Raw genomic sequence first — 24,044 nt, 5'->3', positions numbered from 1 at the left:
TGGCGGCGCGAGGTGATGACGGCGGTGCAGGAATGACGACGGCGCGGGTGATGACTGCGTGCGATTAAGAACAATGACAGCACACTCGTTTTCCGCGCTGTGAACAGTCCTCGGGTTTCGGGCTTTGGTTGTGCCGATTCTCCCAAACACCCACTCATCCGACGTCCTCGAAGTGGGCAGCTTCAGGTAGCCGAGGTAGGCACAATCTCATACATCAGCCGCGCAAACTGGCCGTGTGCTGTGGCCGAAATCAGTCGCATTCGATCGGCCTCGATGCGTCGTGGCAGCAGGGGCGCACCGCCGTCGAGGGCGACGGGGGCGACCGAGAGCGCTAACTCGTCGAGGGCGCCGGCATCGAAGAATTGCCCGACCAGTTCACCCCCGCCGACCAGCCATACGTCACCGGCACCGGCTGCCTCACGAATTGCGGGCAATGCAGCTGCGACTGGACCGTTCACGAAACGGATATCGGCACCGTCAGGCGTCGGCAAGTCTCGGCTGGTGAAGACGAACGTTGGACGGTCACCGTGCAATTGCTTCCACCGCTCGGGGTGGGCAAGAATGTCCGATTCCGCGAGCACCCATTCGTAGGTCGTTGACCCCTCGACCATCACCGTGGCAGCCTGCGGCAGCAAATTAGGATCCGGTTCGGTGCCGCCGGGGACCGCGAAGAGCCACCCGAGCGAGTTCTGCTTGTCGGCAATCCAGCCGTTCAGGGTCGCGGCCGTGTCGAAGACGAACTTGGTCATGCCGTCAAGTTAATCCCTAGAGATGATCATTGTGCGGCCCGAGATTCCGGTTTCGGGCGCGTGAACCGGAAACTCGGGCCGCACAATGGCAACCCGGTGCCTGCAACCCTTGTGTGACCGACCACGGTCAGCGGCTGGTGGCGAACTGCGTTGGTAACCTGCGACGTGGTCCTAAAAGGAAGAACGACATGATTTTGACGAGAAACGGCCAAGGCGACAACAGGCGCTGGGTGCCGGGCAAGATCTTTGGGCTCGAGGTCCCGGCCGATGTCGAAGCATTGCTGTCGAACGGCACCGACTTTCTCACCCGAGCCTTTTGGGCTTCCGGCGCATTGGGCGCCAGTAACAGCGTCAACGGCATCGTCGCAACGAAAGAGTTCGTTGGGGGTGGCACCGGCAAGAAGTTCTTGCTGACCGTGGAGTACGAAGTGCCCGAGCCAGGTCTGCCCGAGCAGCTGTTCATCAAGTTCTCGCGCAACTTCGACGACGAGTTGTGGGACAGGGGACGCTTCTTGACGATTTCGGAAGTGAACTTCGCCGTGCTGTCCATGGCACCGGACTTTCCCGTTATGGTTCCGACCACTCTGTTCGCGGACGTGGACCCCGAGTCTGGCTCCGGACTCATCGTCTCCGAGTGCATCACCTATGGCCGCGAGGGCGTGGAACCGTTGCACCTCAAGTGCATGGACTACGAGGTGCCGGATCAGATTAGCCATTACAAGGCGATCGTGAAGGGCCTTGCCACGTTGTCGGGAGCACACCGGGCCGGCAAGCTACCGCCCGACTTCGACCGGGAGTTCCCATACGACCGAGAGCAGGCTTTGGCCGCCTCCGGCACGGAACTGCCGGAAGACAAAGTCATCCAGCGGGCAACGCGAATGTTCGACTTCATCGAGCGGTACCCAAAGCTCTTTCCCGACAATGTGCGCACCTCAGAGTTTCGCGAGCAATTCATGCGAGACATTCCCGACGCGGTTGCCGCGGGGGCCCGGATCAGAGAGTTGCTCCACGGCAATCCCGATTTCATTGCTTTCTCGCACTGGAACGCCAACATCGACAACTGCTGGTTCAGGCGTGAACCGGACGGGTCATTGCAGTGTGGCTTCCTGGACTGGGCAAACGCCGGGCAGATAAGTGTGGCTCAATCGATCACGGGCGCGATCAGTGGCGCCGAGCCACTCATCTGGGATGAGCACCTGGACGAGCTGTTGACCGTGTTCATCGAGGAATATGCGGCTCAAGGTGGCCCGCTGCTCGACCTGGACGAGCTCAGGCTTCACGTCCTGTTGATGACAGTTTCTGGTCTGGCGTGGTCAATGGGAGCTCCCATCGCCGTGGAGCGAGCGTTCGACGACATCGACGGCCTGGAAGGTCATCAAGACAGCCGATTCCGGTACCACGAAAATGCTCGGATCCAACTGCATGTGATGACCAGAATGCTCAACGTCTGGCAAACGAGAAAACTGGGCGAGGTTGTTCGTGGACTCGACGCGATGCGGTAGTGATTGAGGTTTCAAAACCTCGGCCCGAGTCACTACCCGGGCGTTCTGCTCAGGGTGCGGGCGAGCGCAATGAAGAACGCACGCGGGCGCAGCCCGGCGATGAGTTCATCGCCGTTCACCAACCAGCTGGGCGGAGCGGTCACGTGGTGCTCGCGGGCTCGTGATTCGGCGAATCGCAGTTCGTTGTCCGCGATTCCCGCAGTGATCGAGTACTTGAAGGCGAACGGCTCGACACCTACGTCCTGAGCGCACTGGGTGATGACGGCCCAGTCTTCGATGTCCTGGCCGCGTGCGAAGTAGGCGCCGAACACGGCGGCATTGAATGCTGGGTGATACTCCGGCTGGGTGATACGAACGGCTTCTGCAGCGGCCAACGCGAACCGTGAGTACGGAATGCGTGCGGACCAGTGCAACTCAAGCGCGGCCTCGCGGGCCTGTTCGGCGAGCAGCTCGTACATCGGTCCCGTCCGGGCGGGTGCCGGCGTGCCCCCGGGCGCGACGTCCTGGTGGGCCTGCAGGGGCAGCTCGATGACGGTCAACCCGGCGTCGCGGAGGATCCTGTTGCGATCTTGCGCGATGTAACAGAACGGGCAGACGAAGTCGAACCAGTGCAGCACGGTTCAATGTGTTTCCCCGGTCGCTGTTGGCAGCCATGTCGTCGGTCTCACCTCCTCGTTGGGTGACGGAACGGCCAGCGTCGACCGACGCCTGGACGTGCAGTCGACCGACGCCTGGACGTGCAGTCGACCGACTCCTGGACGTGTTAACGGTGCCGCTCGACGAGCTGCGTGGCCTCAGGGATAGCCCGGGGGTCGTCCCCGGCTTCGGCTTCGTCCCCGACTGAGGATGGGCCAGAGGTGTTCCATCCGGTTCGTCGCCCGGACAGGGCGTTCGCTCGCCTGTCTATCCGGCGAATGCCCGGTGGAGCTCCCGGCGCGAGGTGATGCCGAGTTTGGCGAACACGTTGCCGAGATGCCATTCGACCGTACGTGAGCTGAGGAACAGGCGCGCTCCGATCTCGAGGTTCGACAGACCGTCGCGAGCTAGTTGAGCGATCTGATCCTCCTGCGAAGTCAGGTGGGCGCGCGTGTCGGCACTACGTCGGCGAACGTTTTCGCCGCCGGCGCGCAACCCGCGAGCGGCCCGCTCGGCCCACGCCTCGGCGCCCATGCCGGCGAACATGTCGTGTGCGGTGCGCAGATGATCGCGCGCCTCGGTGCGCCGTTGCGCACGCTGCAGCCACGAGCCGTACAACAGGTGCGCGCGGGCGAGATCATTGCGCATACGAGTACCGGCCAGCCGATCGATCGCCTCCTGGTAGAGCTCCCGCGCGCCAACCCCGGTGGTGAGCAACGCACGGCAGCGAGCCTCAACGCCCAACGCCCAGCCGGTACCGCTCGCGGTGGTCGTGGCTGACAGTGATTGAAGTGCCGTCCGGGCGCGATCTCGATCCCCTGCCCGCGCGGCCGCCTCCACGAGTTCGGCCAGGCCCCAACACGACGAGACGAGATCGTCCGGATTCGCGCTGGCCACCGCGGCTGCGGTCATGGCGTTGCGGTGGCGGCCGACGCTGTTGTGCATCACGGCAAGGGCGGATTGGACGACGCCCACGCCGATCCCTTCACCCCGATTCACTGCTTCGCGGATGCTGGCCTCGGCCAGCCGCTCGAGGTCCGCCTCGTCCCCTCGCCAGGCGGCGAGCAGAACGGCACCGTACGGGACGAGGTGACTGCGGGTTACGTCGCTGACCGCCCGCGTCTCGTCTACCAGTGCCGCGACCTCGGCAAGTTGGCCGGTGCAGATGAGAACCGCGCTGCGTTGGCTCAGAGCGAGCGGGAGTTCGCTCAGTGCTCCGGCCTCGCGGACGCGCGCGACGTACTGGGCGGTCAGCGTGTACCAGCTCTCGTCGTCCCAGAGTTCCGCGGCACAGGTGCAGGCCAGCCACAGCCGGCGGATCTCGTTCTCGGGCGCGAGGTGCCCGTCGGCAAAGGCCAGGACCGCGCGCTGCAGCGGTACCTTCGCTGCCGCATATCCATCCGTGAACCGGATCGCGAGCGCGTCCAGAAGGAGATCGGTTGGCCGGGGCGGTCGGGGCGCGGGTGGTCCGGTGCGCGCGGCCTGCGCAACGTCCAGGGCAGTGACGCCCGTCGCGAGGCGGCCGGCGAACATGGCCGCGGAGAGCGCGTCGAGATAGGTGTCGCGGGCGAGCAGCGGGTCGAGTCCCTCAAGCCGGCGCGCAGCCTTGAGCAGCAGCGGCGGGGCCTGGCTGCCGCGGTCCATGGCGAAGCCAATCTGGGCGCCGAGCAGTTCGGCCCGAGCGCGTTCGAGGTCGGGAAGCGGCCCGGATCTGGCGGTGAGGAGCAGGTCGCCGGCGGCCTCGGGTGCGCCGGCCTGCAGCTTCGACTGTGCGGCGGTCAGGTAGCGCGTGCGGCGACGCTCAGGGTCGATCGTCAGCTCGGCGGCGCGTTCGTGGAACGCGGCCGCGGCCGCGATTCCAGCCCGGGCACGAGCGCGGCCTGCCGAACGCTCCAATTCCTCCGCGACGTCTTCGTCGGGGCCGATTGCGCCGTACGCGCGGTGCCATGCCCGGCGATCGGGATCGGTGCTCGCATCGGTTGCCAGGGCCAGGGCGCGGTGGACCCTCCGCCGATCGGTGGGGTCGGCGGCATGGTAGATCGCGGAACGCGCCAGCGGGTGACGGAACCGGACCCGGGCTCCGAAGTCGATCAGTTCAGCCGCCTCAGCGGCGCCCGCCGCCTCAGGACGGACGCCCAACTGCTGAGCAGCCCGCCACAGCAGACTCGTATCGCCGACCGGTTCAGCGGCGGCTGCAAGCAGTAGTAGCCGGGTGTCGGGAGGCAGGGCGTGTACCCGGCGCAGGAAACTGTGCTCGATGCGAGTCCTGAGCGAACTGGCGCCGGGTATCACGAAGCCACCTGCCAGCCGATCGGGGGACCACCCGCGCGGCAGCTCCTGTAACGCCAGCGGGTTGCCGTGCGCCTCGGCCACGATGCGGTCGCGAACGTGCTCGTCCAGCGGCGCGTGAACCGACGACGCGAGCAACTGATGGGCATCGGCCCGGCCTAGGCCGCTCAACGAGAGTGCGGGCAACCCGGTCAAGTCGCCCACCGCGGCACCCTCACGCAGCCCGAACACGACCGCGATCGGTTCGGCGGCCAACCGTCGAGCGACGAAGGCCAGGGTCTGCAAGGACGGTTGATCCAGCCATTGAGCGTCATCCACCAAGCAGAGCAGCGGCTGCTTGGCTGATTTCATGGCGAACAGGCTGAGGACGGCCAAGCCGACAAGGAATCGATCCTGCGCTTCGGAAGTCGCGACCATACCCAGCGCGGAATGCAGGGCGAGGCGCTGCGGCTGGGGCAACCGATCCATCGGACCCAGCAACGATGAGCAAAGCTGGTGCACGCCCGCGTAGACAAGCTCCATCTCGGATTCGACGCCACAGCAGTCGAGCACGTGAAAATCACTCGCAGTCCTCCGTACGTACTCGAGCAGCGCCGACTTGCCGCACCCCGCCTCGCCGGTGACGACAAGCGTGGCCGAGCGCCGACTTCGCGCCTCGAGGAGGAGCTTGTCCACCGCGGCACATTCCCGGCGGCGACCCAGCAACCCAGACATGGCACATCGCGGCGAGCTAGTGGTCGGCAGCGGGGATATGGCAGCATCGTCCACGCTCTGGCTCTCGTGCTTCGTCCGGTCACCAACGGCGAACAGTCCGATCATCACGCCTCCTCGTTCGGCCGTGCGGATCGATCAATACTGTCCGGCTTGGGCCCTGCTCGTACCCGGGCATACCTGGGTCGGGACCCCAGGTCCGTACAGGGGACTCAAAGCCCGGACCCAGGCCAATTGCTCGTCGTTGCCTGCACGAAACCGCCATAAACAGCCCCTACCGGCCTTCGATCAACGGGGTAGTGTCACCACATGTTGGTGGATCGGCGTTCCGAATGTCGGGCGCTCGACCACATCTTGGGCAATGTGCAGAAGGGGATCAGTCGGTCGCTGGTCATCCGAGGTGAGGCCGGGATCGGAAAGTCGGCGCTCCTGGACTACCTGGTCGGCCGGGCGTCCGCATGCCGGGTCGTCCGTGCCGTCGGCGTGCAAGCGGACTCCGAACTCGCCTTCGCGGGACTGCACCAGCTGTGCGCGCCACTGCTGGACTACCTCGATCGCGTCCCGAGCCCGCAGCGTGACGCGCTGGGCACGGCGTTCGGTCTGCGCGCAGGTGTGCCGCCGGAGCGCTTCCTGCTGGGCCTGGCCGTGCTCAGCCTGTTGGCCGAGGCAGCCAGCGAACGACCGGTCCTCTGCGTGGTCGACGATGCGCAGTGGCTTGATCGGACGTCCGCACAGACGCTCGGGTTCGTCGCTCGTCGGCTTGGGGCCGAATCTGTTGGGCTCGTCTTCGCGCTGCGCGAACCGACCGACGACGAATCGCTGGTCGACCTGCCGCAGCTGGCGCTCGGCGGTCTTCCTCCGGGGGACGCGCGCGACCTGCTTGCAGCGGCACTTCCAGGACCGCTTGACGATAGGGTTCGCGACCGCATTCTGGTCGAGACGCGCGGGAATCCGCTTGCCTTACTGGAACTTCCGCAAGACTCGAGCTACGCCGTCCTGGCTGGTGATTCCGACGCGCTGGGCGCGCCAAGTGTCGTGCACCGGATCGAAGACAGCTTCCGCCGCCGGCTCGCACCCCTGCCGCCCGAGGTTCGTCGCCTGCTATTGGTCGCCGCCGTTGAGCCGATGGGCGAGCCATCGCTGGTGCATGGGGCTGCTCAGCTTCTCGGCGTCGATATCGACGTTGCCCGGGCCTCGGAGCTCGGAGGCCTGCTTGAGTTCGGAGAGCGGGTCACGTTCCGTCATCCCCTGGTGCGCTCGGCGGTCTATCGAGCGGCGACGCCGGTCGAACGGCGGCAAGCGCACGGTGCTTTGGCCGAGGTCACCGACCCGGCACTCGACGGCGATCGGCGCGCCTGGCACCTCGCCCACGCGGCAAGCGGTCCGGACGAGTACGTCGCCGGCGAGTTGGAGAGCTCGGCGGACCGTGCCCGCGCACGAGGCGGACTCCCCGCCGCGGCGGCCTTCCTCGAGCGGGCTGCGTTGTTGTCTCCCGATCCGGCGCAACGGGCCGGCCGGGCGCTGGCCGCCGCACAGGCGAGGATCCAGGCCGGCGCGTTCGACGCGGCCCTGGACCTGCTGGCCATGGCTGAGATCGGGCCGCTCACCGAGCTCCAACAGGCACGGGTGGACGTCCTGCGAGCCCAACGCGCGTTCGTGACGAACCGGGGACGCGACGCACCGGGCCTCTTGCTCAAGGCCGCCAAACGGCTCGAACCGATTGACGCCGATCAGGCGAGGGCGACGTACTTGGACGCTCTGTCCGCGGCCATGTTCGCCGGCCTCCTGGCCAGCCCAGGAGGCGGTGCACTGGAGGTTTCGCGCGCGGCCAGTTCAGCGCCGCGGCCGATGAGCCCAATGCGCGCACCGGATCTTCTCCTGGACGGCTTGGCCGCCAACTTCACCGACGGGTACGCGGTCGGAGTGCCCATCCTGCGCGAGGCGCTGAGAGCCTTCGGCAGCGGCATGTCCACCGACGAGGAGTTGCGCTGGCTGTGGCTGGCCTGCGTCGTAGCCCTGCACCTGTGGGATGACGAGCGCTGGGACGTGCTCTCCGAGCGGTACGTCCAACTCGCTCGATCGACGGGAGCATTGGGGGAGCTTCCCCTGGCACTGAGCATGCGGGCCTACCTGCTGCTCTTCGCCGGTGACCTGGCCGCCGCATCGTCGCTGATCGACGAGATACGGACCGTAACCGAGGCGACCGGAAGCAATCCCGCTCCCTATGCCGCCCTGTCTTTAGCAGCAATGCGGGGGCGCCAGGGCGAGGCATCAGCGCTGATCGAAGACACCATCGCCGACGTGACCCAACGCGGCGAAGGGGTCGGTCTAGCCGTCGCCGAGCGGGCGAACGCGGTGCTCAACAACGGCCTTGGCCGTTACCGAGAGGCGGTGGCCGCCGCTCACCATGCGCTTCACGACCAGCAGCATGCGCACCTGCGGTATCCGGGCGTGGCTAACTGGGCCGCGGCCGAGCTCATCGAAGCTTCCGCTCGCAGCGGAATGACCGAGCTCGCGGCCGAGACTTTCGGCTGGATCGCCACGATGACCGGCGCAAGCCGCACCGATTGGGCGCTCGGGATTGAGGCTCGATCGCGCGCACTCATCGTCGACCAGGACAGCGCCGAGACTTACTACCGCGAGGCGATCGAGCGCCTCGGCCGCACCCGGCTCCGGACTGAGCTCGCTCGGGCCTGGCTGCTCTACGGCGAGTGGTTGCGACGGCAGGGCCGGCGCACCGACGCGCGCAAACAGCTTCGCGCCGCCCACGAGGCGTTCGCCGCGATGGGCGCCGAGGCGTTCGCCGACCGCGCCCGCCACGAGCTGGTGGCGACGGGGGAGAAGATTCGCAAAGATGCCCTTGCCGCCAGCTCCCGCCTTACCCCCAGGGAAGCTCAGGTTTCCCGCATGGCGCGCGACGGGCTCTCCAATCCGGAGATCGGCGCTCGGTTGTTTCTGAGCCCACGAACCGTCGAATACCACTTGGGAAACGTGTTCACGAAGCTCGGCATAACTTCACGTCACGAGCTCGACGAGGCGACGTCCCGTATCGGCGGGCAGGGCGAGGCTCGAGTCGAGTAGTGGCGGTCAGCTGGGCGAGGCCCTCCCAGGGTCGAGGCCACCCCAGGGTCGGGCCCGGGGCCGACCCGGAGGCGAGCGCGGATCATCGGCGCGAGAGTGGGAACACCAGCAACTAACTCATCGAGGAGGAATCGTGAGATGTCGCCGGACCACTGTCTCCCGTCCTCGGCCGCCACGACCCGGGGTCGTGGCCGCATGATGGCCACGGTTATCCCCAACTCCGAGTTCCGATGAGCGCGGCGCGGGTCGTGATCGTGGGGGCCGGATTCGCCGGGTTCACCGCGGCTCGAAGGTTGCAGAGGTACGCGCCGGACGCCGAGATCGTGTTGATCAACCCGACCGACTACTTCCTGTACCTCCCGCTACTGCCCGAGGTGGCGGCGGGAATCCTCGAGCCGCGACGCATCTGCGTGTCGCTGTCCGCCCGGCTACCGAACGTCAAGCTGGCGCTCGGCACAGTCACCAACGTCGACGTCGTCGGACACCGGGTCGAATGGGTCGATCCGGAAGAGCGGCGCCACGCAACCGACTTCGATCGCCTTGTGCTCACGGCGGGCAGCGTGAACAAGCTGCTCCCCATCCCGGGGGTCGCCGAATACGCACACGGCTTCCGTGGGATCTCCGAGGCCTTGTACTTGCGCGATCACATCACCCGGCAGCTGGAGCTTGCGGCTGCGACGGATGACCGCGAGGAACGGGACGCGAGGTGCACGTTCGTCGTCGTCGGGGCCGGATACACGGGCACCGAGGTCGCCGCCCAGGGCCAGTTGTTCACTGCCCGACTGGTGCGCCAACTCCGGGCGCTACGAAAGCAGCCGATCCGCTGGGTGATCGCCGACCTGGCAGACCAGTTGCTGCCGGGACTCAGCCCGCGCATGTCGAGGACTGCCGAGCGCGTGTTGCACCGGCGCGGACTCGAGATTCGCCTCCGGGAGTCCATCGAATGTGCAGGCCCGGACTCCCTGCGCATGACGAGCGGCGAGGAGATCAGCACCCGATCGCTGATCTGGTGCGTCGGTGTTCGCCCCGACCCACTCGTCGGTGCACTGTCGTTGCCTACCGATCGGGGGCGGGTCCAGGTGCACGACACCCTTCTGGTCCGCGGCCAGGCGCACGTGTTTGCGTGCGGGGACTGTGCCGCCGTGCCGGACGTCACGCGCCCCGGGACGATCACCGGGATGACCGCTCAGCATGCACAGCGGCAAGGCAAGCTAGTGGCCCGCAACGTCGCGGCGTCCCTCGCGCACCAGGACCTCGAGAGCTATCGACATCGCGATCTCGGCTTCGTGGTCGACCTTGGCGGGGGCAAGGCTGCGGCGAACCCGTTGCACATCCCCCTCGCTGGCCTTACGGCCAAGACGATCACCCGTGGCTATCACCTCCTTTCGCTGCCGGGCAATCGAACCCGCACGGCAACCGATTGGACCCTCAACGCGGTCGTGCCCGCGCGCGGTGTACAGCTCGGGCTGGTCGACGCTGGGCGCGTACCGCTCGAGTGCACGAGTGCAGCTGATGGCTCGCCGACGTCGGAGCGCGCACCGTCTATGCCGATGCCGATGCCAAGACGTGATAGCCAACCGCTGCGCGCGCTGAAGGCTGAGGTCGAGGCGGAACTGGCGATGGCCGAAGCGAGCCATCCGGAGGAGGAACTCCAACGCCCGCAGCGGGAATGGCGCTTCGACCCGATCGACGTCGAGCACGAGGAGGCCGGCTTGCGCAACCTTCTCGGCGCCGTCGAGGCTCTGCAGCATGACGACGGGCGGGGGCCACAGTCTCAGACGATTGCGCCGTGACAGCCCGGAGGACGAGGATCGAGCGATAGACCTGACCGCTTGACGGAGGACCGCCGATGACTGGTATGCAGTTCGGAATCTTCACCGTCGGCGATGTGACCGCTGACCCGACCACGGGCCGCATGCCGTCAGAGGCGGAGCGGATACGGGCGACGGTGGCGATCGCGAAGAAGGCGGAGGAGGTGGGCTTGGATGTCTTCGCCACCGGCGAGCACCACAATCCGCCGTTCACACCGTCCTCGCCTACCACGTTGCTGGGCTACATCGCCGCGCAGACCGAGCGGTTGATCCTCTCGACGTCGACGACGTTGATTACCACGAACGATCCGGTCAAGATCGCCGAGGACTTCAGCGTGCTCCAGCATCTTGCCGACGGCCGGGTCGACGTGATGCTCGGACGAGGGAACACCGGCCCGGTTTATCCCTGGTTCGGACAGGACATCCGGACGGCGGTGCCTTTGACGGTGGAGCACTACGGGTTGCTTCGCCGATTGTGGCGGGAACCAGTGGTCGATTGGAGCGGAAAGTTCCGTTCCCCGCTGCAGGGGTTCACCCTGGCGCCGCAGCCCTTGGATGGAGTGCCGCCGTTCGTATGGCACGGGTCAATCCGCACGCCAGAGGTGGCCGAGTTGGCAGCGTTCTTTGGCGACGGATTCTTCGCCAACCACATCTTCTGGCCGGCCTCGCACACCGAGCGAATGGTGCGGTTGTATCGGCAACGGTTCGAGCATCACGGGCAGGGCCGAGCAGACCAGGCAATCGTGGGGTTGGGTGGTCAGGTGTTCATGCGCCCGAATAGCCAGGACGCGGTCGCTGAGTTCCGGCCCTATTTCGACAATGCCCCCGTGTACGGTCACGGTCCGTCGCTGGAGGAATTCAGCGCCGAGACCCCATTGACGGTCGGGTCGCCACAGCAGGTGATCGAGCGCACGTTGGGGTTCCGTGAGTATGTGGGCGACTACCAACGTCAATTGTTCCTGATCGATCATGCCGGGCTGCCGTTGAAGACGGTGTTGGAGCAGCTTGATCTGCTGGGCGAGGAGGTCGTGCCGGTGTTGCGCAAGGAGTTCGCGATCGGACGAGGTGAGCACGTACCGGACGCCCCGACGCACCAGTCACTGGTTGCGGCGGCTGCTGCGGAACGCGCCGAGGCGGACGATGATGGGGGCACACGCGAGGCCGAAGACGTGAGACCACCCGCCGACGGGGATGAGGATCGGACATGACGACACTGGCAATCGTGAGTGGCGGGCTGCGCGAGCCGTCCTCGACGCGGCTGCTGGCTGACCTGATCAGCCGAGCGGTGCAGGACGAGCTGGTCGCCGGTGACGCGGACGTAGCCGCCTCTGTGATCGAGCTGCGCCGGTTCGGCCGGGCGATCATGGACGCGATGCTGACCGGTTTTGCGACGAACGAGCTCCAGGAGACGTTTGACACCATCGCGGCCGCCGACGGGCTGATCGCCGTCACCCCGGCGTTCAACGCGTCGTTCAGCGGCCTGTTCAAGTCGTTCTTCGATGTACTACCCGAGGGCAGCTTGTCGGACATGCCGATGCTGATTGCGGCGACCGGCGGCACCGAGCGTCACTCGCTGGTTTTGGAACACGCGTTGCGTCCGATGTTCTCCTACCTGCACGCGGTGGTATCGCCGACCGGGGTGTACGCAGCCACCGACGATTTCGGAGCTCGTCCAGCGTCCGGGGGTCTGGCTGAGCGGATAAGCAAGGCGGCCGGCGACTATGCCCGGTTGCTGCGCTCGTGCGGTCCGCGCACCCGGCGGGATGTCTTTGCTGAAGAGCTGTCCGAGATGGAACAGCTCCTGGATCGCGCCGCGCCGGCGCGTGGCCGGCAATCGCCTGGCCGCTGAGGCGTTGACCGTCGCAGGACTGAGCGCGCTGTAGCTGAGGACGTAGCTCGGCTGTTCCGCGCACCGAGCGGCGCCTGATCCCGACCGCCTAGAGCCCGGTCTCTGCAGGCTTCAAACGCCGGCGCTCGACGTAGCCGGGACCAGTGACGACAGTCAGTGGGGGTACGTCGTTGGCAACGACCGCGCCCGCGCCGACGACCGAGTCATGGCCAATCGTCACCCCGGGCAGGATGGTCGCCGCTGCGCCAATCCAGACGTCCGCTTCGATCACGATCGGTGCCAGGGTGATGAAGCTGTAGCGCTCCGCCGGGTCGACGGGGTGCCCCTCCGTGATGAGGGTGACCTTCGGAGAAATCATCGTTCGATCACCGATGGTGATGCCTCCAAGATCGAGGAACGAACACGCCTGGCCTACGGAAGTCCGCTCGCCGAGCTCAATCCCGAGACCGTACGTGCAGTAGAACGGCGGATGGATGATGGCCTTATCGGGGAGCGACTTGCCCAGCAGCTCCCTGAGCAGCGCGTTACGCGCCTCGAGGTCGCTAAACCGCAGGACGTTCAGACGTGAGGTCAGCTCCATCGCGACCTGGATGCGATCGTAGATGGTTCGCCACTCGGGCGTCCGGGTTCGAATTCGTCGCTCCGCCAACATCGTTCGATGCTCGCACGGCACCGGTCCCTGGCTGCGTACTGACGCGTCCAGATCCGAATACGGATCCTGCTGGCTCGAGCTTTCTCAGGCCACGAACTGGGCGAAGAGGCTGTTGAGGCCTTCGGCAAGAAGGGGATGCGCGAAGATCGCATCTGCCATGGCGGTATAGGGAAGCTTGCCCAGCATCGCGACCTGGATCATTGTCATGACCTCGCCGCCTTCAGTGCCGAGGATCGCGCAGCCCAGGATCTGCCCGCTATCAGCGTCGATGACGGCTTTCATGAAACCGCGCGTCTCACCGGTCTCGATTGCCCGGATGACCGCGCTCATCGGGAGCTTCGCAACTCGAACCGCACGTCCTTGCGCTCTGGCCTCACGCTCTGTCAAGCCGACGCGGCCCAGCTGCGGATCGATGAACACGGTGTACGGGACGATCCGGTCCTGCGTGCTGCGCACCTTCTTGTCGTTGAGGAGGTTGGTGTGCAAGATGCGGTAATCATCGTAGGAAAGGTGGGTGAACGCGGGCCCACCTTTGACATCGCCCATCGCATAGACGCCGGGGGCAGTTGTCTCTAGATGCTCGTCGACCTTGATGAAACCGTTGTCGTTGAGGTCGATGCCGGCTGCCTCGGCGGTGAGCGCTTCGGTATTGGGCATGCGGCCGATGGCAGACAGTAGCTGCGAGCCCTCGATGGTTCGCTCACCGTCCTGCGTTGAGACGGTCAGGCGCACGCGGTCACCGTCGGCAGGCTCGACCCGGACCGGCGTCGAAGAGGTGAGGATCGTGACCCCGTCATCGCGCAAGATTGCGGCGACTTCGTCCGAGACGTCCTCATCCTCGATCATCATGAGACGGGCGGCGCTTTGGATGATGGTGACCTCGCTGCCGAAGCGGCGGAACATCTGTCCGAACTCCAACCCGATGTAGCCGCCGCCGAGGATGATCAGGTGGTCCGGGATTTCGTCCAACTCCATGATGGACGTTGAATCGAGGACGCGGACGTCCCCCGCCCCGGTGATCGAAAGAGGCTTGGACCGAGTGCCCGTATCAATGACGACCACTGGTGCGGTGATCTGCCGAGACCCGCCGTCTGCCATGGCGATCTCTACGGCCTTCGGGCCCGTGAAGTGGGCCTCGCCTTCGATCAGATCGAGCCCGGGCTGCCCGAGGCGGCTCGCGTAGTTCTGGCGCGCGCCCGCGACCATCGCCCGTTTGCGCTCGCGAACCGCGGCAAGATCGACCGATATCGGACCGGTGCGCACGCCATATTCCGCGCCGCGACGCGCCTGATAGGCCAGGCGCGCACTGGCGACCATCGTCTTGGTTGGAGTGCACCCGGTGTTGACGCAGACGCCGCCGAGTTGGTCACGCTCAACGAGCGCCACCTTCCGGCCGGCCTTCGCGAGCTCGACAGGGAGGAACCGTCCGCCCTGACTCGTCCCGATCACGATTACGTCGTAGCGCTCCTCGGCCATCGCTATCCACCTCCACTTTCAGGTGAGCGCGTTGGCGCGACTCGCGGGGCGCTCACCCCGAAAAGTCAACACTCCAACGCCGGCCTGCACCAGCGATGGCGGAGAGAGCTCGGAGGCCGTTTCTATCCACTGGACGGCGCCGAAAGGCTGGTTTCGTGGCTGCTACGCGACGCGCACTCGTGGGGTCATCTGCACGACGAGGTTGGCGTCTAACGCGGCAGCAAGGCGATCGAGACTAGAGCCATTTCTGGGCGCTCTCCGTGGCGCCTCGACGAGACAGGGTCGGTCCCGGGGAGAGCAGCTCCTCGGGACCGACCTGTGCTGTGGTGCTTGAAGTACAGGACTACTTGGTGACCTTCACGGCCGTGCCGGTCGCGCTGGCCGCGACGTAATTCGCGTCCCCTGGCCACGAGACGGCCACCGCCCAGGTGCCCTTGCCAAGGTTGCCGAGCGGGATCGTCGCCGCACCGCCGGACAGGTTGCCCGTAGCGGTGTGCGTCGTCGAACCCAGCTTCAGCGTGATGGTGACTGTGCCGGTCGCTACGGCGTGGCCGCTGGGTACGGAGATGGACACCTTGTAGCTGCCGGTCGCCTTGGTGCTCGGCACCTTGGCGACAGCGGTCGTCACCTTGGTCACCGTTGCCTTGGCCACCGGCTTGGCGGGCGCGGCGGGCGTACTCGTCGGCGAGGACGGCGAGACCGGGGTTTCCACCGGATCCTGGTGCGGCAGTGACTGCGCCGCGCCCGGGCGCGGCGGCATGGGCTGCGCAGACGCGGTGAGCTGCGCGAGGTAGTTGGCCTGCCGGGTGTCCTGGTCGAACTGGGCGTCCGTCGGTGCCGGCAGCGCGGCATCCTGGAAGACCCCGGCGAGGTCGTCGAAGGTCGCCCGGCGCCACGGCGTGATCGCGTCGAAGGTGACCGCGGTACGGCCGGCCGCCTGCGTTGACGGAGTGCCGTTCAGGCCACCGGCTGCGGTGATGGCTTCGATGAGCTGCAATGGCGAGGTGTGGTCGGCGACCTGGGAGTAGATGTGCCCGCCGACCGTCCACGGCGAGATGATGAAACAGGGCACGCGGAAGCCCGAACCGCTGGGCAGTCCGCCACCGGGCGTGCCGCGCGGTGACGGCACCGTGACGTATTCGTCGGGGTACTTCGTGCGGTCCGGCACGGGTGGTGGGACGTGATCGAAGAAGCCGTCGTTCTCGTCGTAATTGATGATGAACACCGTTGAGTTCCACAGGTCCTCGTTCGCGGCGAGCGCCTCGAGCTTGGACGCGAGGAAGTACGCACCGGCAGCCGGCGTGTTCGGCGGGTGCTCGTCCGAAGCGTAGGGACCGTCCGGGAACAGCCAGGTCACATCGGCGAGCGTTCCGTTGGCGCAGTCTTCTTCGAAGCCGAGGTACGCCGTCGAGGCCGCCGTCGGGCTCGCAGGGTCGCCGATGCCACCCTTTCCATCGCCGAACAGCGTTCCGTTCTGCATGACCCGGTTGTAGAGAGCGGTGTCAACTTGACCCGTGGTTGCGAAGCTCTTCCACCAACTGAAGTAGTTGTACGAACCCGAACTGGTGTAAGTCTTGACCGTGTAGCCCGCGTTGTAGAGCACCTCGGCGGCTGACTTCCACTGCAGGACGTTCGGCTTGACCGTCTCGAGGATCGGTCCACCCTGCGTGCCCGTCGGGTCGTTGGTGCCCGACATCCAGACCGCGCGGTTCGGATAGGTGGGACCCATCACCGAACAGTGGTAGTTGTCGCAGAGGGTGAACTTCTCCGCCAACGCCCAATGGAACGGGATGTCCTGCTGCTCCATGTAACCCATCGTGAAGGAGCCCTTGACGTCGCCGTCCGAGGCGACGTGGGTGAGCAGCCAGCCGTCCATCGCGCCGTTGTTCCACGCGGCGTGCTGGTCTCGCCAGTCATGGCTGAGCGAGGGAACCGCGGCCGCGCCAGTGGTGGTGGTGTCCATGTGGTACGGCTCGAGGTAGCCGTCCGGGTTCGCCGGGTCGGGCTGCTGGAAGACCGAGTTGCCGTTGGCCAGGGTCATCGCCGTCGGGTCGTCGAAACCGCGGACGCCCGGGAAGGTGCCGAAGTAGTGGTCGAACGATCGGTTCTCCTGCATCAGGTAGACGACGTGCTTGACCTTCGACAGGTCGAAGCCGCCACTGGGCGGTGCGGCGGACGCGGCCTTGGCCAGGCGCTCCGGGAGTAGCCCGGCCATGCCCAACGCGCCGGCAATCGCGGCAGCTCCCACGATCACGGAGCGGCGCGAGACCGGCTTGTTGAGGAGGTTGTCGCTGTTCTGGGTCATGATTCTTTTCTCTCGTTCGTCGCGGGTGGGCGTCACTTCTTGACCGCTGCGGTGGCCTTCGAGGTCCTGGATGCAGTCGCGTAGCCAGGGTTGCTGCCCGTCACGATCACCGTGATGTTCTGGCTCAGGTAGGACGAAGCGATCTTGTAGCTCGACTGGGTAGCGCCCGCGATCCGCCTTCCGTTCGCATCCCACTCGTAGGTGAAGTGGGAGGCTGACAACGTGTCCGTGCCGGCCTTCCACACACCCGGCTTCGCGGTCAGAGTGCTACCTACTTTGGCGGTGCCGGAGATCGTCGGCGCCGCGGTCGTGAGCAGGCCGGCGGCGACCGTGTGCAAGGTCGAAGTCCGCGACGCGGTCGCGTAGCCGGGGTACTTACCGGTGACCGTGACCGAGACCTGCGTGCCGTTGTCCGCAGCTACCAGGGTGTAGGTGGACTTCGTCGCACCTGCGATGTCACGGCCGTTGCGCAGCCACTGATAGGTCAGATCCGACGCCGGCAGCTTGCTCGAGCCGGCCTTCCACGTCCCCGGGTTCGCGGTGAGCTTCTCATCGACCCGGAACGTTCCGGAGATCGTCGGCGCCGCGGTCGTGAGCAGGCCGGCGGCGACCGTGTGCGAGCTCGAAGTGCTCGACGCGGTTTCATAGCCGGGGTACTTACCGGTGACCGTGACCGAAACCTGCGTGCCGTTGTCCGCGGCGACCAGGGTGTAGGTGGACTTCGTCGCACCTGCGATGTCGCGGCCGTTGCGCAGCCACTGATAGGTCAGATCCGACGCCGGCAGCTTGCTCGACCCGGCCTTCCACGTCCCCGGGTCCGCGGTGAGCTTCTCGTCGACCCGGAAGGTGCCGGAGATCATCGGGCGGTCGGTGGTCAGGGTCTTCGACGCACCCGTTACCGAGACAGCCGCCGAGGTGGCGCTGGCCGATGCGTAACCCGACTTCGTCCCCGTCACTGTGACCGAGATCTTGTGACCTTTGTCAGGCGAGCTCGGCGTGTACGTCGCGCTCGTCGCGTCGGCAATCGGCTTGCCGTCACGCAACCACTGGTAGGTGAACGAATCCGGAGTGGGCGTCCAGGTGCCTGGCTTCACCGTCAAGGTCGAGCCCACCGTCGGTGTGCCACTGATCTTTGGTGTGCCGGCGATCAGGCTCGGCACCGCCACGGTCACCGACGCTGACGTCGCGGTCGCCGAGCCGAAGCCCGCCTTGCTCGCCGTCACCGCAACCGACACGAGGTGGTTGCCGTCATCGAGGGCCACGTCATACGTCGACTGGGTCGCGCCGTCGATCGCCACACCATCGCGCAGCCACTGATACGTGAACGAATCCGGCGTCGGCGTCCAAGTGCCTGCGCTTGCCGTCAGTTTCGCCCCGACCGCGGGCGTGCCGCTGATGGTTGGAACTGAGACGGACGCGACGGGGCCATTCACGAGTGCCGCGCAGGCGTTGGTCGCTGCGGGTGAACTCGAGATCGCGAGGGCGGCCGCCGACTCGACCGGACCGGACGCGTTGCCGCTGTGGCCGGCATTGCTCACTTCGGCGATGGCGTTGTTGCGCGTATCGGCGAGGTACAGCACATTGGCGCTCCGGTCGATCGCCACGGCCTCGGGGGTGTTGAGGCGTGTCGATGCCGGGACCGCACCGCTCCCGGTTGGGCTGGTGTTCTCAGCACCGGCAACCGCGCTGGCGTTCACGAGAGTCGTGATCGTGCCGTCCGGCGTGACCTCGCGGATGGCGTTGTTGAACGTGTCCGCGATGAACAGGTCACCGGCGCCGTCGAGCGCGACCGCCTGGGGGTCGTTGAGCTGGGCCGAGGTGGCGACGCCACCGTCACCGGTGAATCCGCCCAGGCACTGGTTGGCCTTCTGGTCGGCGGCGTAGTCACCGGCGATCGTCGTGATCACGCCGGTCGATGCGTCGACCCGACGGATCACGTTGTTCGACGAGTCCGCGATGTAGACGTCGTCCTTGGCGTCCACCGCCACGCCGGCTGGTTGCGAGAGCGTCGCGCTGGTCGCCGCCGCACCGTCACCGGTGTAGCTGGCCTTGCCGGTGCCCGCGACGACCGAGATCGCGCCAGCAGTAGTGACTTCGAGGATGCGATTGTCAAAGGTGTCGGCGATGAAGACATTGCCTGAGCTGTCGACGGCGACGCCCTGCGGGTGCCAGAGATTGACCGTGGTCGGCGTGCTGGTCGACGTGACCGCTTCAGCCGCGCCACCGGCGGCGCCAGTGCCCGCGAAGAGGTGGATTGTGCCGTCCGTCGTGATCTCGCGGATCACGTTGTCACCGCTGTCCGCGATGAAGATGTCACCCTTCGCGTCCTCGGCCGTGCCCCCTGGCTGATACAGGAAGGCGTCCGTCGCCGGGCCACCGTCGCCCGTGTCGCCCGAGCCCTCGAGCGAGCCGGCCACGATGGTGTTCGCGCCGTTGGCCAGGGCCGCGACCACGTTGTCGCCGGTGTTGGAGGCGTAGACCGTACCGTTCTGCGCCGACACACCCGCCGGTCGGTACAGACCGCCGGCCGGGGGCAACGGCAGGCCCGTCGTGGGGTCGATCACGGGCGGCTCTCCGGAACTCGCGTCGTAGGCCAACGTGTGCAGGAACGGGCCGGTCGTGTCCGCCAGGCCGATGCCGTCGGTGTACGCGTAGCCCTTGGGTGCGAGCAGGGTCGCGAAGTCGTCACCGCCGAACGTCAGGCTGGAGTCGCTCGCCTCGACGATGAGGTCGGCACCGGCCGCGACCGTGGTGCCCGGCGGCAACGTGTAGGTGGCCCCGGCACTGTCCTTTTGCAGCACGTAACCCGAGAGGTCGACCGCCGCAGTCGAGGTGTTGTGCAGGGTGATCGCGTCGCTCGTGACCGAGGTGATCTTCACCGCCCGGGTGAAGCCGACCTGCTCCAGGTCGACGGTGTTCGGGCTGCTGAGCGGCTTCTTCAGGACGAAGTTGATGTCGTCGCCGCCGCTGTGCAGCGAGTTGTACCAAACCGCCGCCACCGGACTGGTGCGGTCGGCGGCCACCTCGTAGTGCTCGGCGTAGTTACCGTTGGTGGCCGTGCAGACGGCCGACCCGTTGAGCGTGTTGGCGGCGCAAGGGGTGTCGACCCAGGCCTGGGAGATTGTCGTCTTGGCGCCCTGGTTCACCGAAATGTAGTAGCTGTGATCACCGCCGGAGTTGGCCATCGACGTGAACCCGTAGGCCAGCACCACATTTGTTGACGCCGGGAGACCGTAGTTGGCGAGGAACTGGGCTGTGGTCTTGACGCCGAAGTACTGGTTCTCGACCCACCAGAAGAGCTGGGTGCCGTGCGCCGGGATCACCGGGTCGACGGTCGGCGAGGCCTGCGTGGTGTCCGACGGGTCGTGCAGCGTCATGACCGCCCCGCTCTTGGTGAGCGTGAGGCCGTAGGCGGCGAAGTCGATCGGGTGGTCGGTGGTGTTGGTGACCTCGCTGTACTCGTACCAGTCCGTCGAGTTGTTGTCGTAGTTGACCTCGGAGACCAGCAGGTCGTTCGGCTTGATCACCGGGGGACCCGAGTTCGCTTTGCCCTTGGTGGGAAAGGCCGAGAGGCCGAAGGCGCCGGTGCCGTCCGTGGTCCGCGCCCACGAGGTGGTCTGGTACGACGTCCACGAGGTCTGATCGAGGACGGTGCCGTTGGTCTCGGTCAGGTACAGCGTGTCGTTGGCGGCCAAATCGAGCCCGGCGGTGTCCAGGGCAGAGCCCTCGATGACCACGTACCCGTGGGCGGCGATGTCTTGGACGGGCACCGAGTAGGTGTCACCCTCGCTGTCCACGAGGCTGAGCGATGCGCCGGTCAGGGCGCTGCCCGTGTTGTAGAGCTCGACGAAATCGTTCGTGGGAGTGCCGGTGGCCCTGACCTCGTTGATGGTCAGGCCTGCAAGCGGATCACCGGAAGCGGGGCCGCCGAGCGGCGGGAGCTCGATGAAGGTGAAGGCCAGCGACACCGATGCCTGGGCATCACCCACGCCGCTGTCAGTGGCCGTCACGTGCACGGCGTAGCGGCCGACGGCGCCGGTCGGGGTGCCGGAGATGACACCGGTGCTCGGGTCGAGCGTGACGCCGGCCGGCAGCCCCGTAGCGGAGTAGGTGTACGGCGACGTGCCTCCGTGCGCCTTCACGTTGATGGCGGTGAGCGCAGTGCCCTTGGCCACGGACACGTCTGCGACCGAATCGAGGCGCAGAACCTTGCTCACCTTGAGGGTGAAGCTAACCGTGGCGGTGTCGCCCGCCACGCCGTCGCTGACGGTGACGGTGACCGGGTAGTCCTTGAGCTCGTCGGCGGAGTCCGGCGTGCCGCCGATGACCCCAGTGCCCGGGTCGATCGTGATACCGGCTGGGAGGCCGGTTGCCGTGTAGTTCAGGGCACCGAAGATCGCCTTGGCCTGCACGTGAATGGGGTCCATCGCCTCGTTGAGCGAGATCTCGGTGTCAGCGACAGGCGTGATCGCCACGCGATCGTCGTTCTGCGAGTGGGGCGTGAAGGCGTCGAGGTCCGTGACCGGCGTGAAGTCGGAGCTGTTCGAATCGGTGTCGACGGCGAACCCATTGGCGAAGTTCCTGGCGATGACGCACGTGTTGTTCGTGCCCGAGTCGAGGCCAGTGACCTTGTCCGAGCCCTTGCTCTCGGCTGCCGTCGGCTGGTTGGTGGAGGCGTTCATCCAGCCGACACCGTCGACTTCGCCCGCACTCTTCGCGGCGGCCGACGACAAATCGCCGTTGATGGCGCTCGTGCCTACCGTGGCATCGAGCAGCTCGATCTGACCACCCGTGTTGCAGCCACCCATGTTGCTGCCGACCTGGTTGCCGTTACCCGGCGTCTTCACCGAGAAGTCCAGGTCAGGGGTGAAGCCCGCTGGGTAGGTTCCGTCGTCCGCCGGTGTGTGAGCGTTCGCGTACCAGATGAAGAAGTAATGGTGCGGTGCCACGGTTCCGTACAGCTTGACGAGACTGGTGCACGCGCCGGTGGACGAGTAGCCGCGGTAGCACAGGGCGTACTTCGGAGTGACCGTGGCGTTCGGCGTTGTCGTCGTGTCGATCGAGCCCAGCGAGATGGCACTGTCGGTCGGGTTGTAGAGCTCGACCCAGTCGTTCGTCCAGCGGACGGTGTCGGAGTTGGCGCCGAACACCCCCGCGATGACTAGGTGGTCGGTCGCGAACGAGTCAGGGACGGCGTTGGTCGCGCCCTTGGTGGCTTGCTTGGAGACGGCGAAGTCGCCGGTGCCGTCGGGGTAGCGCGCCCAAGAGGTGGTCTGGAACGACGTCCACGAGGTTTGGTCGAGCAGCGTGTTGTCGCCGGCTTCGGTCAGATAGAGGGTGTCGCTGGCGGCGAGGTCGAGTCCCGCGGCGTCGAGGTCCGAGCCGTTGACGACGGCGTAGCCACCGGCGGCGATGTTCAGCCCGGTCGCGTGGTACACCGCGCCGGACTTGTCGGCGAGGTCGAGCGATGCGCCGGTCAGGGCGCTGCCCGTGTTGTAGACCTCGACGAAGTCGTTCGCTGGAGTGCCGGTCGCCTTGACCTCGTTGACCGTCAGACCGGCCAGCGGGTCACCAGCGGCGGGGCCGGTGAGCGACGGAAGCTCGGTGTAGGTGAAGTCCGCGGATACGGTCTGCTGAGCATTGCTCCCAGTGCCGGTACCGCTGTCGGTAACGCTGACGTGCACGGAGTACTTGCCGACCGCGCCGGTCGGGGTGCCGCTGATGCTGCCGGTCGAGTTGATGCTCACGCCGGCGGGCAGGCCGGTGGCCGCGTAACTGTAGGCCGGCGTGCCGCCGTGGGGCTGTACCTGAATGGGCGGTAGAGCAGCGCCCTTGTTGTTCGACACGTTCGAGATCGCGTCGACCCGCAGGTCATCGCTGAGCGTCAGGGTGAACGATGTCGTCGCGGTGTCGGGGGTGCCAGGGGTCTGGTCCGTGGCGGTGACCGTGACGGGGTACGCGCCCATCGTGTCAGCCGCCGCCGGGGTGCCGCTGATGATGCCGGTGCCGGAATCGATGGAGACACCGTCGGGCAGCCCGGTGGCCGAATAGCTCAGCGTGCCGATGCCCTTGGAGCCGGCGACGGTGATCGGAGTCATGGCCTGGCTGCTCGCGATGGTGGTGTCGCTGATGGACGCGACGGCAACCCGGCTGCTCGTCTGCGAGATCGGGTCACGCTGGCTGACCTGGAAGTCCGCGGCGTTGTCGTTGGTGTCCTGCGGGATGCCGTCGACGAACTTGCGCTCATCCCAGTGCGACGCATCCTGGACCGGCGCGGAGTGGACAGCGGTCGTACTGGTCCAACCTTCCGTACCGGCGAGGGTGGACGCAGTCGACGTGGGCGTGAAGCCGATGGCATCCACTACCGGTGACGGGTTGATGCTGGCGTCGGCGAGGTTGCGGTTGGTGGAGCTATAGGCCGACGGCGAGTAGTTGGCCGTGGTCGGGTACGCGCCCGTGGCGTCGACCGAGGCGTCGAGCAGGAGGAGCTGCCCACCGGTGGAGAAACCACCGATGTTCTTCGCCGCCTGCTGAGAGGGGTTGACGGTGGCATCCGTGCTGCCGAAGTTCAGATCCGCCGTGACCCCGGTCGGCAGGGCAGGCAGCGAACCGCCCGCGTCATAGATCTCCACCAGGAAGTGGTGGTGCGCCATGACCGTTCCATACAACTTGTACGGGCTGGTGCAGGTGGTCCCGGCCTGGCTGGCGTAGCAGAGGTAGTAGCTCGGGGTGACCGTCGCGGGCGTGGTCGACGTGTCGACGGTGCCGAGCGAAATCGCGGAGTCGGTCGGGTTGTAGAGCTCCACCCAGTTGGTGCGGTACACGCCCGACTGGTCTCCGTTGACCTCGGAGATGACGAGATGACCGGGCGGGGTGGGGCCGGGATCGGCCTGAGCCCCTGGCCCGAGGACCACGAGCGACCCGAGCCCGAGAATCAGGCAGAAGAGACCAACCAGGACACGACGGATATCGGGGCGCATTTA

At 66.5% G+C, this 24,044-nt stretch carries 11 protein-coding genes and 1 pseudogene; 5 read left to right on the top strand and 7 right to left on the bottom strand.

The window, feature by feature from the left end:
• Positions 1-182: 182 nt before the first annotated feature.
• Entirely contained in the window at positions 183-749 is a 567-nt protein-coding gene (locus tag ACSMXN_RS22930; protein ID WP_027139917.1) for a dihydrofolate reductase family protein, read from the bottom strand.
• A 188-nt stretch (positions 750-937) separates the two neighbouring features.
• Between ACSMXN_RS22930 and ACSMXN_RS22925 the strand changes: the two genes are divergently transcribed.
• Positions 938-2,251 carry a hypothetical protein gene (locus tag ACSMXN_RS22925; RefSeq protein ID WP_022915273.1) on the top strand — a complete coding sequence of 438 codons (1,314 nt, stop codon included), beginning with the start codon at positions 938-940 and terminating at the stop codon, positions 2,249-2,251.
• 32 nt (positions 2,252-2,283) lie between these two features.
• Here the strand turns inward: ACSMXN_RS22925 and ACSMXN_RS22920 are convergent, their stop codons facing one another.
• Positions 2,284-2,868, bottom strand: coding sequence for a DsbA family protein (locus ACSMXN_RS22920; RefSeq protein WP_022915274.1), 585 nt, complete (start codon positions 2,866-2,868; stop codon positions 2,284-2,286).
• A 286-nt stretch (positions 2,869-3,154) separates the two neighbouring features.
• Positions 3,155-5,995, bottom strand: a complete 2,841-nt coding sequence (locus tag ACSMXN_RS22915) for a LuxR family transcriptional regulator (protein WP_022915275.1) — start codon at positions 5,993-5,995, stop codon at positions 3,155-3,157.
• Between the two features lie 201 nt (positions 5,996-6,196).
• Here ACSMXN_RS22915 and ACSMXN_RS22910 point away from each other — a divergent pair, with 201 nt between their 5' ends.
• The 4 genes and pseudogenes from ACSMXN_RS22910 (at position 6,197) to ACSMXN_RS22895 (ending at position 12,628) form a co-directional block, all read left to right on the top strand.
• Positions 6,197-8,968: a helix-turn-helix transcriptional regulator gene (locus ACSMXN_RS22910; protein ID WP_022915276.1), complete on the top strand. Its 2,772-nt coding sequence runs from the start codon at positions 6,197-6,199 to the stop codon at positions 8,966-8,968.
• Positions 8,969-9,198: 230 nt separating this feature from the next.
• Positions 9,199-10,473, top strand: a pseudogene (locus ACSMXN_RS22905) (NAD(P)/FAD-dependent oxidoreductase); the annotation flags it as partial.
• 353 nt (positions 10,474-10,826) lie between these two features.
• Positions 10,827-11,987 carry an LLM class flavin-dependent oxidoreductase gene (locus tag ACSMXN_RS22900; protein WP_081649336.1) on the top strand — a complete coding sequence of 387 codons (1,161 nt, stop codon included), beginning with the start codon at positions 10,827-10,829 and terminating at the stop codon, positions 11,985-11,987.
• A complete protein-coding gene (locus ACSMXN_RS22895; RefSeq protein ID WP_022915279.1) occupies positions 11,984-12,628 on the top strand; it encodes a CE1759 family FMN reductase in 645 nt (214 codons plus the stop codon). The genes ACSMXN_RS22900 and ACSMXN_RS22895 overlap by 4 nt, the downstream gene beginning before the upstream one ends.
• Positions 12,629-12,716: 88 nt before the next feature.
• Here ACSMXN_RS22895 and ACSMXN_RS22890 read toward each other — a convergent pair whose 3' ends face one another.
• The 4 genes from ACSMXN_RS22890 to ACSMXN_RS22875 form a co-directional block, all read right to left on the bottom strand.
• A complete protein-coding gene (locus ACSMXN_RS22890; RefSeq protein ID WP_022915280.1) occupies positions 12,717-13,280 on the bottom strand; it encodes a sugar O-acetyltransferase in 564 nt (187 codons plus the stop codon).
• An 84-nt stretch (positions 13,281-13,364) separates the two neighbouring features.
• A complete protein-coding gene (locus ACSMXN_RS22885; protein ID WP_022915281.1) occupies positions 13,365-14,756 on the bottom strand; it encodes a mercuric reductase in 1,392 nt (463 codons plus the stop codon).
• A gap of 343 nt (positions 14,757-15,099) precedes the next feature.
• A complete protein-coding gene (locus tag ACSMXN_RS22880; protein WP_081649337.1) occupies positions 15,100-17,061 on the bottom strand; it encodes an alkaline phosphatase family protein in 1,962 nt (653 codons plus the stop codon).
• A 32-nt stretch (positions 17,062-17,093) separates the two neighbouring features.
• Positions 17,094-24,041: a lamin tail domain-containing protein gene (locus ACSMXN_RS22875; protein ID WP_022915283.1), complete on the bottom strand. Its 6,948-nt coding sequence runs from the start codon at positions 24,039-24,041 to the stop codon at positions 17,094-17,096.
• Positions 24,042-24,044: the final 3 nt, after the last annotated feature.

The organism is Parajatrophihabitans canadensis (assembly GCF_053764775.1).
The sequence above is the reverse complement of the archived record's forward strand: the minus strand, read 5'-3'. Positions and strand labels throughout refer to the sequence as shown.